Raw genomic sequence first — 16,587 nt, 5'->3', positions numbered from 1 at the left:
AGAATATGGTGAACTTTTCAGAATATCCTTAGCTTACTATTTTTTGATTTTTACGCTCCAGTTCATTGATAAGATTAGACTTAATTTCCGTAAAAATGTAATCTCTGGCCTCAGCAAAAGAAATTCCATAACGCCTTGATACTGCCTGCAATTCTTCAGGAAATTTAAACAACAGAAATTCATAATACCTGTCCAGCTCTTCTTCGGTAGGCATAGCAAAACTTATCCTAAGCTGGAAGCGTCTGATGAGTGCAACATCCAAAATATCAATATGGTTAGTTGCTGCTATCAAGAGAGCTTTTTCAGAGAAGTTATCTACCATCTGAATAATACTGTTTACAAGGCGACGCATCTCTCCAACATCCTTATCATCATTGCCCCGCATCTTTCCGATATGATCGAATTCATCCAGAAACAGTACTGCATTTTCTCGATTTACTTTATCAAAAATCAGCCTGATATTCTTTGCGGTATCTCCTATTCTGGATGAAATAAAATTACTAAGATCCAGTATGTATAAAGGCTTATTCAGCGATGTAGCAATAGCTTTTGCTGTGGTTGTCTTACCACATCCGGAATATCCATGCAAAAGAACCTTGTTATTTACCGGGAGATTATATTTTTTCAGTTCGTCGATATAGGTAAACTCTTTCATTAGCTGATTCAGCTCTTTTCTGTTTTCTTCATCCAGAAAAACATCCTCCCAATTAACCTTTTCTTTTTCGTCTATCAGAATCTCCGTAGTACTCATATACTGCAATTTATTTGACGTGTAAATTTACGGAATATCTGAGTATGAGTAAACCTGATTTTTGTCTCGCTCACAACTTGTTACATTCTGTTTTGTTCATCCGTTTTCTTTATAGCCTTGGTTCCTTTTACTTTTTGATTCCCAAAATTATATTTTAGCTGAAGCACAAACTGCTGTGTATCCCTGTAATCAATAAAATAGTTATCCTGATTGGCATATTTGGTTGCCACTTTCTGCTTGGAAGTTTTGAAAATATCAAGGAAGAACAAGCTTGCTTCAAGCTTTTTATTGAAGAATTTCCTATTGGTTACCAGATAGGCTTCCCACGCGCCGGAAATTCTAAATGTTCCCTGAATAGCTGGTGAATAATATTGATGTCCAATTTCCAGTGTCCAATCCGAAGCTTTATTCAGTGTAAAACTTGTAGAAATACTGGAGTTAAGACTATAAATTTTGTTTTTATACAATTGCTGATCCTGTCCAAAGAAATAGTTCTCATTGTAACTGAAATCTTCCGAAACGCTAAGAGTCCACCAAGGTTTTAGCTGAAAGTTTTTATACAAACTTGCGCCATAAGCATTTGCTTTCTGAATATTGGTATAATGAAATACCAAAGTATTAGTTTGTGGAACCTGGTAAGATATTTCCATAGACGGATCGATATCTTTCCGATAATAAGCTTCAAAATTCCAATCTTTAACATTGTAGGTAAAGCTTAGATTGTGAGAAATAGTAGCTTTCAGCTTAGGATCCCCCTGAAAATAAGAGAACAGGTTATAATATGACTTGGCAGGATTCAGCCAGGAATAAGAAGGCCTACTGATTCTTTTGCCATAAGAAATTCCGAACTGTTGCTTGCTGTCGGTTGTATATTGAACATAAGCTGTAGGAAAAAGCTTCCAATAATCATTGGTATTCTTCTCATAAGGTGTAGAGACTACTCCATTCAGGTTTGTATTCTCTGTTCTCAGCCCAGCTTTGAAAGCCCATTTCTTCAGATTTAAAGAGGCAGATGCATAAGCAGCAATATAGCCTTCCGTGTAATTGAATATATTACTTTTATCCGGGCGGTATACCAATTTTCCGTTTTCATCATCAGAGAAATCAAGTGTACTGGTGGTTTTGACCAAGCTGTATTTACCTCCTGCTTCCAATTCCCATTTATCTTTTTTCCAGCCATAATCTACCTGCTGAGAAAAAAGCTTTACATCCTGCCAGTTGTTACTAATGAAGTTTTGTGTAGAAGGCGGCTGATTGGCAAAGTTGAGGTCAGTAAGCACATTCTCGTACTTTTTATAATTACTGGTGATGTAATATGTTGTTAACGACAACGTACTGTTATCAAACTTCCGTTCCGCCTGAAAACTTATATTGTTATTTATATTTCGGCTATTGTGATCATTAATAGTATTGTAATAAGATTCAGCAACATTTTGGGCATTGTATATTGTATTGGGCACAAAATAAAGTCCGGCCGATCTGGGTGCAAAAAATCCCCGATAGCTTAAAGTGAATGTGGTTTTATCATCTGGTGTATATTCTAAACTGGAGTTAACACTATTCTGACTGTTATTAATATCTTTCCGGTTCATAATACCACGCCATGTTGTTTGATTTTCCGGATAATAAATATAATTGGACTCTTCCCGATAATAGGCTCCGGCTCCACGGGAATAGCTGGCCATAGCCGAAATTTTACCTTTTTTATAATATTGCCCAATTGATCCAACTCCTTTCGGATAAATAGACTGTACATATTTGCCCGAAATATACCCACGGTATCCTTCCAATTTATTTTGCTTCAGGACAATATTCAGCACAGCACTTCCGGAAGCTTCATATTTAGCTGGTGGATTAGTAATAACTTCTACAGATTTAACATCGCTGCCCTGAGTATTTTCCAACAGGTTTTTTAGTTCTTCACTGGAAAGCGACACTCTTTTATCATTGATTGTAACCAGAATAGCGGAACTTCCCTTAATTTTAAAAGCATCATTGGAAAATACAACTCCGGGTGTTTTTTTAAGAATCTCCCACCCATTAAGACTGGAAATATTACTATTTTCTACATTAAACTCCAATCTGTCTATTTTTCTTTTTACAACCGGCTTTTGTTTAGTCATAGATACTTCCTGAATCTCGGTTGTAGATTTCTTCAGAACAAAATTCGGGTTAGCAGCCAAATCACCAAGCTTTATAACTTTCTCAAGCTTATCATACTCCAGATCATCTACTACTATTTTTACTTCTTGTGCATCTATACCTTCTACGGTGAAACTACCTTTTTCATCAGTTGTCAAAGATTTTAATAAGATATTGTTCTGGTCATATATATAGACTTTAGCCTGTGGAATTCTTTCTTTTTTACTATTTGTAACAATACCTTCTGTTTTTTGTTGCTGCGCCCATAACATTACAGGTAACAGGCAAATTGATAATACTATTTTTTTCATGATCTTAGGTACCCAGATCTGGTCTGAACTACATGGCAAAAATGCGGTTAAAACTCCTGAAACAGGGTTAATAAAAGGTTAATGATGGGTTAATACCGAATTGCTTTATCCAGTTCTATAGGATTGGAATAGTTGTCCCTGATTGATTTTTGCATGCTAGCGTTAAGCTCTGAAAATTCTTCTTTACTCTTTATTTTCCGGCCGTTAATATTAACATCCCAGTCGGGTTTAAAATCCGCCCTCATCCGTGCATAAGGATCATTATAAAAATCTTTTTTTAGCTTTATCCATACCGGAAAAGTTATAAGAACAGGCTTCATATCATAATGATTCTCCACAAAGCTTTTGGTGTCAAAGGTTTTTGGAAGATTTTTATTTCGTGAGAAAGTATAAATAAAATTATGTTTGTCATCTTCAATCTTAAGAATGAGCCCGGGTAACCCTCTAAATTTATAAGGACCTTCGGAAATCGGTATATCCTGAGTAAACCATGCGATCCATTTTCTTCCACCAAAATCAGTTGTCGCCTTCTGCATATTAAAGCCATTTTCTACTTTAACCTCACTACAGATGTCCCATTTCATTTCATCTTTAGTTTGCATGAGATAATAATAAGGCATCATCCAGATTTGTAAATAATTATTATTCTGAAAAGAATTCTTTTTTCGTAACAGCACCTGCTCTGTCATGCTGGTATAACCTTCATTGTAATTTCCATGAAGAATGTTCAGAGAGTCTACTGCTAAAAAATTATAATCGTAAAACTTTACATTATCCGGATTAATATCCAATACTACTTCTTCTTTTTGATATTCTTCCTTTGTTGAATCCAGTTTATACTTGTATTCATAAATAAAACGCTTGGTCTGAGCATACGAAATGACAGTAATAATTGTTGTAAAAAAATATAATAATCGCTTCATAAAGTTTTTTATAGCAAATATGTTATATAAAAGAAAATAACCAGGTTAATGAAAGGTTAATGATGAGTTAATGTGTTTTTAGCATTCGTTAAAATTTTATCTTTGTTTTATGCTAAAAAACTATAAATGGCTTGTATCTGTGTTTGCGCTCTTATTTCTACTTCTGGTAGGAATTCAGATATACTTTCTTTATAAGACGTATCAGATAAAAGAAAATAACATCTATGACAAATTAGATAAGGATCTTGGACAATACCAGCCAATTCTCCGAAAAAAATTAGAGGTCAGCGAGGATACAGTTCAGAAAATGCTTATCCGTTTTAATAAAGGCGAGATTACCAAAAAGCAACTTTTGGATTTTTTCACAAAAAACAAGGAAGCCATCAAACCTTATTTTTCCCACTACGTTGATAGTGTCGCTTCCCGAAGCAAGTTACAAGTTGCCGTATCTCACCAGTTCAGAAACATATTAAGTACGCCCGACAATAAGTATATTTTGGACTCAACAGTCACTATTTACGAAACCAATAGGTCAATTACTGAAGTCGGAAGAAGGTATGGTGGTGAGTGGGAAACCTCGAATGAGAATAGGGATGATCAAACAAATAAGCTGAAAAAATTCTACTCATTTAAAGTAAAAACCTATTACAATATTCAGATACTTAATATTAAGTCCATTGTATTCAGAGATCTTACTATTCTTATTATATCCTGTATACTTATACTTGCTGCTGTGTTATGGCTCTTTATACTGACTATTAAGAATTTAATTTCGCAACAAAAACAGGTTGAGATTTTGCACACTGTAGTAGATAATATCGCTCATGAATTTAGAACACCTATTGCAACTTTAAAGATTGCTGCAAAGTCTCTGAGAAAAGACTGGAACCCGGAGAATCTCCCATTAGTGGAAAGGCAAATCAACAGATTGGAAAGTCTGATGCAGCAGTTACAGGAAGATGATGATGATGAAAATGCAGAGACATATTATGATGATTGGAACAACTACATTGAAGACCTACAGTTTGCTAATGCCAAAGTTGAATTTGTTTTGCACAACACAACTCCCAATACACTACCGTTTAGCAGAACGGCTATGGAAACACTTATAAAGAATCTTTGTGAAAACAGTGCCAAATATGGAGCAACAAGAGCCGAAATTGATCTGAGAGCGATACAGAATACATTGAATATAAAAGTAACTGATAACGGAAATGGTATTCCCAAAAAGGAGCAGCAGCGTATATTCGAGAAATTTTACAGAATACAGTCCGACAATATTCACAATACAAAAGGACTGGGATTGGGTCTTTTTCTTGTGAAAGATATTGTTACCAGATATAACGGAAGTATCGAATTAATTAGCGAACCTGGTAAAGGGACAACTTTTAAAATCGCATTACCTTATGAAAACTAAAATACTCTTGGCTGAAGACGATTTCGATTTTGGATTGATTCTGAAGCAATATCTGGAACTGAGTGATTTCGAAGTATTCTGGTACCAAAACCCTGAAGATGTAATGGAACTACTGAAAGGTGAGTTTTCTTTCCATATTGGTATTTTAGATATTATGATGCCTAATATTGACGGGTTCTCTCTGGCAAAAGCTATTCTAAAAGAAAAAAAGGATTTTCCATTATTATTTTTAACGGCTAAAAATCAGAAAATAGACCGTATAACAGGTTTAAAACTAGGAGCTGATGATTATCTGGCCAAGCCTTGCGACCCCGAAGAGCTCACGCTGAGAATACAAAACATTCTGAAAAGAACACAACCAGCCTCTACAACATTATCTGCAATCAATATAGGTACTTACACCCTTCATTCTGATAAATTATTACTCAGTCATCCCAAAGAAGAAATCCGGCTTACCCAACGGGAACTGGATTTGCTTTTGTTTCTGTTGCAGCACAATAACCAAACAATTAAACGAGAAATTATTCTGGATGAGCTATGGGAAACAAATGATTATTTTACAGGAAGAAGCCTGGATGTATTTATCAGCAGGCTTCGTAAATATTTCCAGCTCGATGAAGGTATTAAGATTCAGTCACTTCGCGGAATTGGATTCCAGATAGATTTTCCTTAAACAGCGTTTGTTATAATTTGTACAACAACTACAAGCATATATACAATAACCGCTGACTCATTATAAAATATTTTTGCTGCAATTAATATTTTGATAATGAAAAACAGAAAATTATTCTCAGTATTGGCTTTATTACTATTAGCCATATTCTTTATCTCTTGTTCCAATGACAATAATGACAGAGAACCAGAACTTATACCTAGTCAGACATTAGCTTCTACTCCATGGTTAACTACTAACTCCAGAAATGCTGCCGGTGCTAATGTAGATCTTAAAGATCCTAATGTAGTAAACTTTGTAGGTTATGCTTACTTCAAAACAGATGGTACATTTACGATGTACAATCTGGACGATTCTCCTAAAATGCATGGAGACTGGTCTGTTACTGCTGACGGAAAAACCAGAACTATTGTTGCTAAGAATGATAAAGGTGAAACTTTATTTACCCGTGTAGTGGATATCACTGTTTTAACGAGATCCGAATTTACCTATAGAATATACCCGAATGCAAATGATAAGGCTGTATACTTCGACATTATCCATACACCAACTACTCACAAAGAACCGGGAAAGTAGTATTTAATTTTAGAATATAATCTGTAAGGCTGCTCCAGTTGGGCAGTCTTTTTTATGCTCTTAAAATGCTTATCTTTACCTGTATGAAACGTTTTATTAATATTATCCTTATTGTTTTTGTTCTTGGTATTATTTTCGTTCCGGGCGTAAAAGTCTTTGTACAAAGTACACTTATGAAAATTGGTCTCTTTGGTCCTAAATTCAATAACAAACCTAAGGAAGCTACTCCTGCAGCTTATACAATGCAGCTAAAAGATGAAAAAGGAGCAGATATCAGCCTTGAGAATCTAAAGGACAAGGTTGTTTTTATAAACTTCTGGGCAACGTGGTGTCCGCCATGTATCGCTGAAATGCCGACAATACAAAGCCTTTATGAAAACTTTAAAAATGATGATGAGGTTAAATTTGTTATTCTGGAAGTAGAAGGCAACCAGGAAAAAGCCAGAAAGCTATTCAGCGACAAAGGGCTTACTCTTCCTGTAGCATTCCCAAACGGAGCCATACCTCGTGAATTCTACAAAGGAACTTTACCTACTACTGTCATTCTGGATAAAAAGGGAGCTATTGTCTTCCAATCTGAAGGTATTACCAATTATGCAGATCAGAAAATGATCGATTTTATCAAGCAACAAAAACAGAAATAAGGTTTAGCTGATATCCACATAAATAAAGGCACAATATAAACTATTGTGCCTTTGTATTTAAAAATGTAATATTCTGGATTAATGTGCTGTTTTCACCTTACCCGGAAGAAGCCAGTTTACGACAAAGTACATCCCAATAGCAGCTAATGCAAGAACAACTCCCGATCCTATCCATAATGTATTAAAGCCTAAGTCACTTGCTACACTGGTTCCCAGTAAGGGTGTAATAATAAATGAAATAGAGAACGTCATACCATTAAGCCCCATATAGGCACCCTGATTGGTTTTCCCGGACCGTAATGCCGTAATAGTAGACATAAACGGAAGCACTAATATTTCACCTACGCTCAGTATAGATATAGACAACAGTATCAATGATATATGATGGTTTATTGCAAGCATTGCATAAGCAACTGAGCACATCAGAATTCCATACAAAAGAGTTTTAGCAATAGTCAGATATTTATCTGCAAAATTTACAACCAACATTTCCAGCACAACGATAATAAATCCGCTATACCCAAGGATGTAACCTATACTTTTCTGATCCAGATGCGCTACCTCTTTATAGAAAATAGGAATGGTATTGAAAAACTGGAAGAAACATACCGAAAATATAGCACACAACAGACAGTATACCAGGAACGGAAAATCTTTGTATGGTGAAAGTTCTTTTTGTATGGCTTCATTTGTAATCTTCTTTTCCTTATTTCTCTTTTGGTAGATTTTATGTCTTTTTCTAAAAAATCTCACATAAAATATTCCTGCCATAATCGCTCCTACAGCATTGGTAATAAAAAGCAATTCGTATGAGAATGAAGACAAAATCCCGCCCAAAGCAGGACCTATAGAGAAACCAAGGTTAATTGCCATTCTGTTTAGAGAGAAAGCTCTTGTCAGATTCTCGGGTCGTGCATATTTGGTAATCGCCACGGAGTTTGCCGGACGGAAAGTCTCACTAATAATACTTTGTAAAAGAATAATTAAGGCCATTCCTTCTACTGAAGTAAAAATTGGTATCAGCAAAAAGAGAGGTGCACTGAGGAATAAACTGGTAGACTGTACCCTGTATTCACCAAACTTATCAGTAAAATATCCCCCAAGCCAGGAACCAATAACAGATCCTACACCATAAAAACTCAGTACAATCCCCGATTCTTTAATACTAAATTCTAACTGATCCGTCATATACACACCCAAGAAAGGCAGTACCATTGATCCAGATCTGTTGATTAGCATTACGATAGAAAGCATCCAGGCTTCTTTTGACAATCCCTTGAAAGAATCGGCATAAATACGGAGTAAACCCACTGTAATATGATTTTAGTGTTATCGGAAAAATTTAGGAATACTCAAATGTACGAATTAAAGGGCATTTGCAGGGAATGTTAATCATTAATAATATCAATTATCCAATCGATAGAATCTTCTGACTTTTACCATTGAGTTCAAACTCATCTCCAGCTTTCTTCTTCAGCATAGATTGCACCAGCGGAGCGTTTGCAGAGACGGCTATAACGGCTTTTCCATTAACATTCAGTTTACCAAGGCTTTCTGAGATATAAAAATTCCCCATAGAAGTCTCAACATAGGCTCCTAAACCTGCAACGGCAGAAGCTTTTGTATTAATATTCTGTAAAACCTCTAACTGATTATTTACTTCTGATTGTTGAGATAGAAGTCTGTTGATCTCCTGTTGCAACATTTCTCGGGAGGTTTCATATTTATCACCCATACTGCTTTTTGTATCGTTATTAGATGCTCTGGTAGATACAATCAGTTCTTCAAGATGCTTTACTTTTTCCTGTGCCAGGGCTCTTACCTGCTCCAATAAATGTTCCTTATCCATAATCATTATTCACGCTCTTATTTAATTCCGAAAATATTTTTTTCGGGCATTTGTTGTTTTTCTTCTGTTATTTCAGCAAAAATATAATCAAAATGTGATTTAATATAATTAAAATGTTATTTTTAAGCCTGAAAAATAATAATAAACTTGTAAAAAATTAAACGTTGGAGAATTCAGACAAGAAAGAATTAAAACGCGGTTTACAAAATCGTCACATTCAGCTTATTGCTTTAGGCGGAGCAATAGGCACCGGGTTGTTCCTGGGTATTGGTCCTGCAGCAGTATTGGCAGGTCCTTCTGTAATTTTAGGTTATGCAATGGCTGGTTTCATTGCTTTTTTTATAATGCGTCAACTGGGAGAAATGGTTGTTCAGGAGCCTGTTTCGGGTAGCTTTAGCCATTTCGCATACAAATATTGGGGACCTTTTGCCGGATTTGCTTCCGGTTGGAATTATTGGATGTTGTATATTTTAGTAAGTATGTCTGAGCTTACTGCTATAGGAGTTTATGTACAGTTCTGGTGGCCTGAAATTCCGTTGTGGGTGTCCAGCCTATTTTTCTTCTTTGTAATTAATGCACTAAACCTGGCTTCTGTAAAAGTATATGGAGAGGCCGAGTTCTGGTTTTCTATTATAAAAGTTGTGGCTATTATTGCTATGATTTTATTCGGTAGTTATCTGCTTATTAGTGGTACTGGTGGAGAAAATGCAACGATAAGCAATCTTTGGAATAATGGTGGCTTCTTCCCTAAAGGCTGGATCAGTACTTCTTCGGGTGGGAGTTTTCAAGGATTATTAGCAGCTATGGCGCTTATTATGTTCTCTTTTGGCGGATTAGAGCTTGTAGGAATAACAGCTGCTGAAGCTGAGAACCCTGAAAAGAATATCCCTAAGGCAACTAATCAGGTAATTTACAGGATTCTTATTTTCTATGTAGGAGCATTGATCATACTGTTTTCACTATCTCCATGGGCCAATATTACAGAAGGAAGCAGTCCTTTTGTAATGGTTTTTGAGAGATTAAAAGGATTTCAGTTTAATCTATTCGGGCATACTGTATATTTCACAAGTTTCATTGCAAATGTGCTGAATATTATTGTACTGACTGCTGCCTTGTCTGTATACAACAGTAGTGTATACAGTAACAGCCGTATGTTATTCGGGCTTGCCGAGCAAGGTAATGCTCCTAAATTTTTATCCAAACTGAATAAAAACCACGTTCCGGTAATGGCAATATTAGTTTCTGCAATATTTGCAGCAATTTGTATTGTTATCAATAAAATTATTCCGGAAAAGGCACTTAGTATACTGATGTCTCTTGTTGTATCATCACTGGTTATCAATTGGATTATGATCAGTTTTACGCATTTTAAATTCAAACAGGCACACGAAGGAGAAAAAACCAAATTTCCGTCCTTCCTGTACCCGATAACCAATTATATATGCTTAATATTTCTTTTCGGAATCTTAGTCATTATGTGGTTTACAGGGTTAAAAATTTCTGTAGAGCTTATCCCGATATGGGTAGCATTTTTATACATCTGCTACCTTCTGGTAAAGAAGAGTAAAAAAATAAAGTAAACCTTATAGATATATAAAAAATCCGGAGGAGTTTCTTCCGGATTTTTTGTGCTAGATATCTCGGAAATACGCATTGATTAATTAAATTAGACAAAAAATCTGTAACTATAAAAATGAAGAAATTTCTAACTCTTGTTTTCATTATTCTTATCCTTCTCCCTTTGTTTTTGTATTTAAATCCATTTGCCTGGGTACGCAAACAACCTAGTTATGAACCTTCCCCAGAAACAACAGAACTTCTCGGAAGATTGAATGAAAAATATAATCTAAAAATGACTATTGGGGATGTTATAGGTAATATTTGGTATTACAGAGATGTTGATAATGAAAAAGAAGTAAAATCAGAGCATTTTGAGCTTCTGCTATATACTAAAGATGGTAAAGTTGATGATATAAAAAAAGTACATCAGTATATAGATGACTTCAAAACCAAATTTGGACAAAAGAAATATTTTGATTCCATTACAGTAAAGCTGGTTAACGACTCTATACCCTATCAGCATGGTCCGATAATCTATAAATCAAGAATGTAATGACGATTATAAAGATTCATAAAATTCAGATATTCCTATATCTTTTTATTTTGGTTTTTGGAATCCAGCATCTTATTTTCAGCAACTATAATTTCAAATGGATTTTCTATGAATACATTATTTTAAGTGTATTCATACTATCTGCCTTTACAGTTCTCATTTCTCCGGCAGTACTTATTTATGAAAGTGTAAAAAGCATTAACCGAAAATCAGTTATTACCGATGAAATCATGTACTTAGTTGTAAATATTATCTTATACTATATTGTAGTAGCAATGAGTTTATACCTTTCAACACAAGTACGTATGTAAATCCTTGTCAGGTTTTTAAACCTTAACAAGGATTTTTAGTTTTATAATTCAATAATGGTTTCAACATCTATCTCTTTAGAAAAGACATCATCATGTGAGATTATCAGTAATGTTCCTTTGTAATCCCTAATAGCATTGGTAAGAATTCCAATATTCTGAATGTCAAGATTATTAGTAGGCTCATCCAGAATAATAATATCCGGAGCTTTTCCCGCAATTGACAAACATGCAAGTAATAGTCTCATTCTCTCACCACCACTTAATACACTACAGAATTTGTCCCATGTTTCTTTCCCAAACAAAAATCGACTGAGTATTGTCTTTACTTCATGCTCAGGTAAGGGAAGCTGATTAAAAGATTCTGCCTGCTGAATCACACTGAAAGAATGATTGATCATAGAGTAATCCTGATCAATATAAACCGAATAAAAATCTGCTCTTTCGACACTACCTTCAGTGGTTTGTACTCTTCCCAAAAGCAGTTTAATCAGTGTTGTTTTTCCCGATCCGTTTTCTCCGCTTATCAGAATCCTCTCCCCACTGGTAACAATAATATCCAAAGGATGTTTCCAAATATTCTTTTCACTGTAAGCAAAGTTAATCTGATCTGCTTTTATCAGTATTTTCCCACGATGCAGATTGGTCTGATCAAACCCTAATTTCATCTGATCTGTAAGCGGAACGCCTCTCCGTAATTGTTGAAGCTCCTGACTAAGACCGTCTATTTTATCTGAATGGATATCTTTTATTTTTGCAGTACTATTTTCAGCATTATTACGCATGGTATTCATCATTATTTTGGCGACACCTGCTTTTTCCTGTTTCTTTTTCCCTTTTGCATCAAGCTTTTGCTGGCGTTCCAGAGTTTCCCGTTCAGTAGCTTTGGCTTTTTTCAGTGCATTTTCAGTATTCTTAATACTATTCTGCAATGCATTTTGCTGTATCTGTTTTTGTTCTTTATAAAAATCATAGTTACCACCATAAAGCACTATTTCTTTACGACTTAGCTCTGCTGTTTTAGGCAGCAAGTTTAGTAAAGTTCTATCATGACTAACGACTAGAAGCGTTTTATTTGTATTCTCAATAAATTCATACAACTGTTCCCTGCTCTTTCTATCCAGATGATTGGTAGGTTCATCCATCAGTATAATATCTGGCTGATGGATCTCTATGCCAGCAATTAAAACTTTTGTTTTCTGTCCCCCACTTAACCTGCCCATAAGATCAGATGCTGTAAAGTCAGACAGCCCCCATTTTTCCATAGCCTGCCTGATTCTTTCTTCCAAGTCCCAGTCATCATTCAGAATAGCCATATTTTCTTCGGTAACAGTACCATCCAAAATTTCTTTTAAAGCTGTAAGCTTTTCCTCTATTCCTAAAGCCGCTGCAATACTCTTTGTATCGAACTGCTCCAGAATTTGTGGAAGATAATAAACAGTTCCTTCTGCTCTTATATCTCCTGCAACAGAAATTAATAATCCGGAGATTAGTTTCAACAATGTAGATTTCCCGGAACCATTGTTTCCGACAATTGCAATTTTTTCGCCTTTATTAACTATAAAATTAAGGTTCTCAAAAAGAATCTCCTTATCAGGATGCTGATAAGTAATATTTTGTAACGTAAGCATTATTTCTTTCTTAAAAAATGAATAAATAGAAACTAACCCTGACATCAGGATTAGATAATTACGGAAAGAAATTTAATTCTACATGCTTACTATCGGAATTTTTAATTATAAAACAAATGTAGTAAAATATTTATAATCAGGTCAATGATTATTTGATTAAAATAAATTGTAAAGAAAACGGATTCTTTTCCAACCTATTTATAAAAAAAAGTATCTTAGTAAATAATAAACATAAAGTTTTTTAAAAATAAATTATGAAAAAACATCTTACACTTATTGCTGCAGGAATCTTATTATTAGCAAATTCTTGTAATACCGTTCAGAATACGAACAACAATAATACCTCACAACAAAGTACAATGCCTGAAAATACAATTCTTGGAAAAAGATGGAAGTTAATTGAGCTAAATGGGAAACCTGTAGCGGATAAAGTTAACGGAAAAGAACCTTACCTGAAACTTATAAAACAGGAAAAAGATTATTCTTATGATGCTTCCGGCGGCTGTAATGGTATTGGTGGAAACCTTAAATTATCCGGCTTCAAAGTTCAGTTTGCTCAGGGAATGTCTACTATGATGGCTTGTGAGGATATGAGCATAGAGCAAGGCCTAAGCAAGGCTTTGGTAACCGCTGACAATTATACAGTAAGCAAAGAAGGAGATGTATTGTCAATCAACAAAGGACGCGTGGCTCCTTTAGCAAGATTCCGTGCTGTAGCAGAATAAGCAATTTTTAATATATATAAAATAAAAAACTCCCTTTCGGGAGTTTTTTATTTACTTATTCTTTAAGCATTTTTCCAGGAAGATATCCTGTTCATATAATAAATGAAGAATATTTTCTTTTGCTACATAACCATGCGCTTCTTTAGGCAGCAATACCATTTTTACTGGAGCTCCCAGATTCTTCAGTGCCTGGAAATAACGTTCCGTCTGCACTGTAAATGTTCCCTGATTGTTATCTGCTTCACCATGTACTAATAATAATGGTGTTTTCATTTTATCAGCATTCATGAAAGGTGACATTTTGGTATACACATCTGGTACATCCCAGTAGTTTCTTTGCTCACTCTGGAAACCAAACGGAGTAAGAGTTCTGTTATATGCACCACTTCTTGCAATACCACACGCAAAAAGATTAGAATGTGTTAAAAGATTAGCCGTCATAAATGCACCATAAGAGTGGCCGCCTACAGCTACCCTTTTACGGTCTATATAACCTAGTTTGTCTACAGCATCAATGGCTGCCTGAGCATCTGCTACCAACTGTGGGATAAAGGTATCATTAGGTTCAGTTTTTCCTTCGCCAATAATAGGGAAAGATGCATCATCCAATACTGCATATCCTTTAGAAACCCAGTAGATGAAAGATCCATAACTAGGGAAAGTGAAAGTATTTGCATTTTTAGTACTCATCCCTGCCGTTGCTTTGTCTTTATATTCAGCCGGATAAGCCCAGATTAGTAATGGAAGTTTTTCTTTTTTAGATTTCATATCGTAACCTGCCGGAAGATATAAATTCCCTGTAAGGGTAACGCCGTCATTACGTTTGTAGGTAATCACCTCTTTATGCACACCTTTCAGACCTTCAAAAGGATTCTGGAAATTTGTTACAGGTGTACTTTTATTAGTCTTAAAGTTTTTAATAAAGTAATTAGGATAGTCTGTACTGGATTCATCCATTACCAGAATATCACCCTTTTTAGCATCTAAAACATCCAGAATTCTCTCTTTTACAGTTGTAGATTTCGAAGTATAAAGTCTGTTTGTTTTAAATGTTTTCAGATCCATTTCATTGATGAAAGGAAATTGTCCTTCTTTGGTAAATCCATCTCCTATCCAATATGTTTTTCCGTCTTTAATCTCAACAACATTTCGACCATATTGATTTCGTTCGGAAACAAGATTCCCCGGATTGCTGTATACATCCTGGAAATTTCTGTCTATAATAAGTTTAGCATCTCCTGTTTTTGGATTAATCCAGCTAGTCTTGGTACTTCTTGTATCATACCATCCTTCGGTAACAAAAGCATTATCAGCATTTCCCCAATCTATATCAGAAAATCTTTCTTTAGTTTTATAGAATGCTTTAGCTTCTGCATTAAAAGGAGCATCCCATGTATAGATCTGGTCTCTGTATTCTGCTTTCTTCGACTGATCTCCTCCGTCCAATGCTTCAACATAGTACAAAGTAGCAGGCATGTCGCTTCTCCATGCTATACTTCTCTTACCTGTTCTTACAGAAGAGAATCCTTTAGGCATAATCTCATTTAGAGGCATTTCGTTTACTACTTTTATCTGTTGACCAGTTTTATCAAAAACAACAGTTTCTGAAGGGAAACGATATAATGGAACAATATATGAAAACGGTTTTTTAATAGTGGAAATCATAATATAGTTACCATCTGGTGAAAATGTCTTTGAAGTATACATTCCGCTTTTTGCAAATCCTGATACATTACCATTCAGATCTACTCTGGCTAATTCAGAAGTTGCAAGATTTTCAAAATTAGTTTCATCTTTTGGAGTTTTTAACAAATCCTGGAAAGTAGCATTCTGTGATACCTTTCCGGTACTGGTTGCTACAGTTGGCCCTGTTGGAATATCATTTTTATCACTCAGTAGTGCAGGTCTGTTTGCCGGCAAAACATTAATTAAAAATGATTTTGAATCCTTGAACCAAGTAAAAGGAGAACCTAGATTTGCATTCAGATTGTCAGAAGTAACTTTTTTAGCTGTTGCCGTTGCCAAATCCACTATCCAAAGTTCAACACCTTTTGATGTTGTATTTGTAAATGCCAGAGATTTCTCGTCTGGTGAAAATGAAAAATAAGCAAGGCTTGCATTCTGTGGAAGTCCCTTAACCTGAACTTCAGATTTCCCTTTCAGATTCTTTATTTTCAGATTATCAATATATGTTATCGTACTCGAGATATTAGTCAAAGGATTTATTCTCAATCCTGCCAGCTTAACATCCTCCTCATAAAGATCTTTTAGATTCTTATAAGTTGGACGATAGGTAAATACCATCCATTCTTTTTTGCTGTCCATCAATACAGATGGTGGTCTTGTGTAATCTGCCAGCTTAAAAATTTCGGCAGAAGGTTTTTGATAACTGGAGCTTTCCTGAGCATAGCTAAAACTCATTGCTGCTATTAAAAGCATTGTAAACTTTCTCTTCATATGAACATATTAACTTATAATTACGAAATTATGAATTAATAATTAGTTTACCTAAATTAAAAAGGCC

Annotated in this window: 15 protein-coding genes; 8 read left to right on the top strand and 7 right to left on the bottom strand. The window is 35.1% G+C overall.

Going from position 1 to position 16,587, the window contains the following annotated elements:
- Window positions 1-28: 28 nt before the first annotated feature.
- The 3 genes from C8J95_RS16240 to C8J95_RS16230 form a co-directional block, all read right to left on the bottom strand.
- Window positions 29-751, bottom strand: a complete 723-nt coding sequence (locus tag C8J95_RS16240) for an AAA family ATPase (protein ID WP_107809773.1) — start codon at window positions 749-751, stop codon at window positions 29-31.
- An 80-nt stretch (window positions 752-831) separates the two neighbouring features.
- Window positions 832-3,204 (bottom strand): outer membrane beta-barrel family protein, encoded by a 2,373-nt coding sequence (locus C8J95_RS16235; RefSeq protein WP_255412846.1) that lies wholly within the window; start codon window positions 3,202-3,204, stop codon window positions 832-834.
- 89 nt (window positions 3,205-3,293) lie between these two features.
- Window positions 3,294-4,127: a GLPGLI family protein gene (locus C8J95_RS16230; protein WP_107809771.1), complete on the bottom strand. Its 834-nt coding sequence runs from the start codon at window positions 4,125-4,127 to the stop codon at window positions 3,294-3,296.
- A 109-nt stretch (window positions 4,128-4,236) separates the two neighbouring features.
- Between C8J95_RS16230 and C8J95_RS16225 the strand changes: the two genes are divergently transcribed.
- From C8J95_RS16225 to C8J95_RS16210, 4 genes are all read left to right on the top strand, one after another.
- Complete coding sequence (locus tag C8J95_RS16225) at window positions 4,237-5,544, top strand: HAMP domain-containing sensor histidine kinase (RefSeq protein WP_107809770.1); 1,308 nt, start codon at window positions 4,237-4,239, stop codon at window positions 5,542-5,544.
- Window positions 5,534-6,217, top strand: coding sequence for a response regulator transcription factor (locus C8J95_RS16220; protein ID WP_107809769.1), 684 nt, complete (start codon window positions 5,534-5,536; stop codon window positions 6,215-6,217). Before C8J95_RS16225 ends, C8J95_RS16220 begins: the two co-directional genes overlap by 11 nt.
- Window positions 6,218-6,313: 96 nt before the next feature.
- The gene (locus C8J95_RS16215; RefSeq protein WP_107809768.1) at window positions 6,314-6,793 is read left to right on the top strand and encodes a DUF4822 domain-containing protein; all 480 of its coding nucleotides are present in this window, start codon (window positions 6,314-6,316) and stop codon (window positions 6,791-6,793) included.
- A gap of 83 nt (window positions 6,794-6,876) precedes the next feature.
- Entirely contained in the window at window positions 6,877-7,437 is a 561-nt protein-coding gene (locus C8J95_RS16210) for a TlpA disulfide reductase family protein (protein WP_107809767.1), read from the top strand.
- A 78-nt stretch (window positions 7,438-7,515) separates the two neighbouring features.
- Here C8J95_RS16210 and C8J95_RS16205 read toward each other — a convergent pair whose 3' ends face one another.
- Complete coding sequence (locus C8J95_RS16205) at window positions 7,516-8,691, bottom strand: MFS transporter (protein ID WP_078721965.1); 1,176 nt, start codon at window positions 8,689-8,691, stop codon at window positions 7,516-7,518.
- A gap of 154 nt (window positions 8,692-8,845) precedes the next feature.
- Complete coding sequence (locus C8J95_RS16200) at window positions 8,846-9,286, bottom strand: hypothetical protein (RefSeq protein WP_107809802.1); 441 nt, start codon at window positions 9,284-9,286, stop codon at window positions 8,846-8,848.
- A gap of 164 nt (window positions 9,287-9,450) precedes the next feature.
- On the opposite strand from C8J95_RS16200, the gene C8J95_RS16195 reads away from it, so the two are divergent.
- The 3 genes from C8J95_RS16195 (at window position 9,451) to C8J95_RS16185 (ending at window position 11,710) form a co-directional block, all read left to right on the top strand.
- Window positions 9,451-10,866: an amino acid permease gene (locus C8J95_RS16195; protein ID WP_107809766.1), complete on the top strand. Its 1,416-nt coding sequence runs from the start codon at window positions 9,451-9,453 to the stop codon at window positions 10,864-10,866.
- Window positions 10,867-10,979: 113 nt separating this feature from the next.
- Window positions 10,980-11,399 (top strand): hypothetical protein, encoded by a 420-nt coding sequence (locus tag C8J95_RS16190; RefSeq protein ID WP_107809765.1) that lies wholly within the window; start codon window positions 10,980-10,982, stop codon window positions 11,397-11,399.
- Window positions 11,399-11,710 (top strand): hypothetical protein, encoded by a 312-nt coding sequence (locus tag C8J95_RS16185; protein ID WP_107809764.1) that lies wholly within the window; start codon window positions 11,399-11,401, stop codon window positions 11,708-11,710. The genes C8J95_RS16190 and C8J95_RS16185 overlap by 1 nt, the downstream gene beginning before the upstream one ends.
- 41 nt (window positions 11,711-11,751) lie before the next feature.
- Here C8J95_RS16185 and C8J95_RS16180 read toward each other — a convergent pair whose 3' ends face one another.
- The gene (locus C8J95_RS16180) at window positions 11,752-13,338 is read right to left on the bottom strand and encodes an ABC-F family ATP-binding cassette domain-containing protein (protein ID WP_107809763.1); all 1,587 of its coding nucleotides are present in this window, start codon (window positions 13,336-13,338) and stop codon (window positions 11,752-11,754) included.
- 254 nt (window positions 13,339-13,592) lie between these two features.
- Between C8J95_RS16180 and C8J95_RS16175 the strand changes: the two genes are divergently transcribed.
- Complete coding sequence (locus C8J95_RS16175; protein ID WP_107809762.1) at window positions 13,593-14,063, top strand: META domain-containing protein; 471 nt, start codon at window positions 13,593-13,595, stop codon at window positions 14,061-14,063.
- A gap of 51 nt (window positions 14,064-14,114) precedes the next feature.
- Here C8J95_RS16175 and C8J95_RS16170 read toward each other — a convergent pair whose 3' ends face one another.
- The gene (locus C8J95_RS16170) at window positions 14,115-16,520 is read right to left on the bottom strand and encodes a S9 family peptidase (protein ID WP_107809761.1); all 2,406 of its coding nucleotides are present in this window, start codon (window positions 16,518-16,520) and stop codon (window positions 14,115-14,117) included.
- Window positions 16,521-16,587 lie beyond the last annotated feature (67 nt).

It is taken from the genome of Elizabethkingia sp. YR214, from assembly GCF_003058195.1.
In the GTDB taxonomy this organism is placed as follows: domain Bacteria; phylum Bacteroidota; class Bacteroidia; order Flavobacteriales; family Weeksellaceae; genus Elizabethkingia.
Note: the sequence above shows the minus strand (reverse complement) of the source record. Positions and strands in the feature narration are given on the sequence as shown.

Coding starts and splice junctions, on each gene's coding strand:
- C8J95_RS16180 (WP_107809763.1), bottom strand. CDS start 13,338: ATGCTTACGTTACAAAATATTACTTATCAGCATCCTGATAAGGAGATT.
- C8J95_RS16205 (WP_078721965.1), bottom strand. CDS start 8,691: ATGCTTTCTATCGTAATGCTAATCAACAGATCTGGATCAATGGTACTG.
- C8J95_RS16210 (WP_107809767.1), top strand. CDS start 6,877: ATGAAACGTTTTATTAATATTATCCTTATTGTTTTTGTTCTTGGTATT.
- C8J95_RS16220 (WP_107809769.1), top strand. CDS start 5,534: ATGAAAACTAAAATACTCTTGGCTGAAGACGATTTCGATTTTGGATTG.
- C8J95_RS16190 (WP_107809765.1), top strand. CDS start 10,980: ATGAAGAAATTTCTAACTCTTGTTTTCATTATTCTTATCCTTCTCCCT.
- C8J95_RS16200 (WP_107809802.1), bottom strand. CDS start 9,286: ATGGATAAGGAACATTTATTGGAGCAGGTAAGAGCCCTGGCACAGGAA.
- C8J95_RS16185 (WP_107809764.1), top strand. CDS start 11,399: ATGACGATTATAAAGATTCATAAAATTCAGATATTCCTATATCTTTTT.
- C8J95_RS16175 (WP_107809762.1), top strand. CDS start 13,593: ATGAAAAAACATCTTACACTTATTGCTGCAGGAATCTTATTATTAGCA.
- C8J95_RS16235 (WP_255412846.1), bottom strand. CDS start 3,204: ATGAAAAAAATAGTATTATCAATTTGCCTGTTACCTGTAATGTTATGG.
- C8J95_RS16170 (WP_107809761.1), bottom strand. CDS start 16,520: ATGAAGAGAAAGTTTACAATGCTTTTAATAGCAGCAATGAGTTTTAGC.
- C8J95_RS16225 (WP_107809770.1), top strand. CDS start 4,237: ATGCTAAAAAACTATAAATGGCTTGTATCTGTGTTTGCGCTCTTATTT.
- C8J95_RS16240 (WP_107809773.1), bottom strand. CDS start 751: ATGAGTACTACGGAGATTCTGATAGACGAAAAAGAAAAGGTTAATTGG.
- C8J95_RS16230 (WP_107809771.1), bottom strand. CDS start 4,127: ATGAAGCGATTATTATATTTTTTTACAACAATTATTACTGTCATTTCG.
- C8J95_RS16215 (WP_107809768.1), top strand. CDS start 6,314: ATGAAAAACAGAAAATTATTCTCAGTATTGGCTTTATTACTATTAGCC.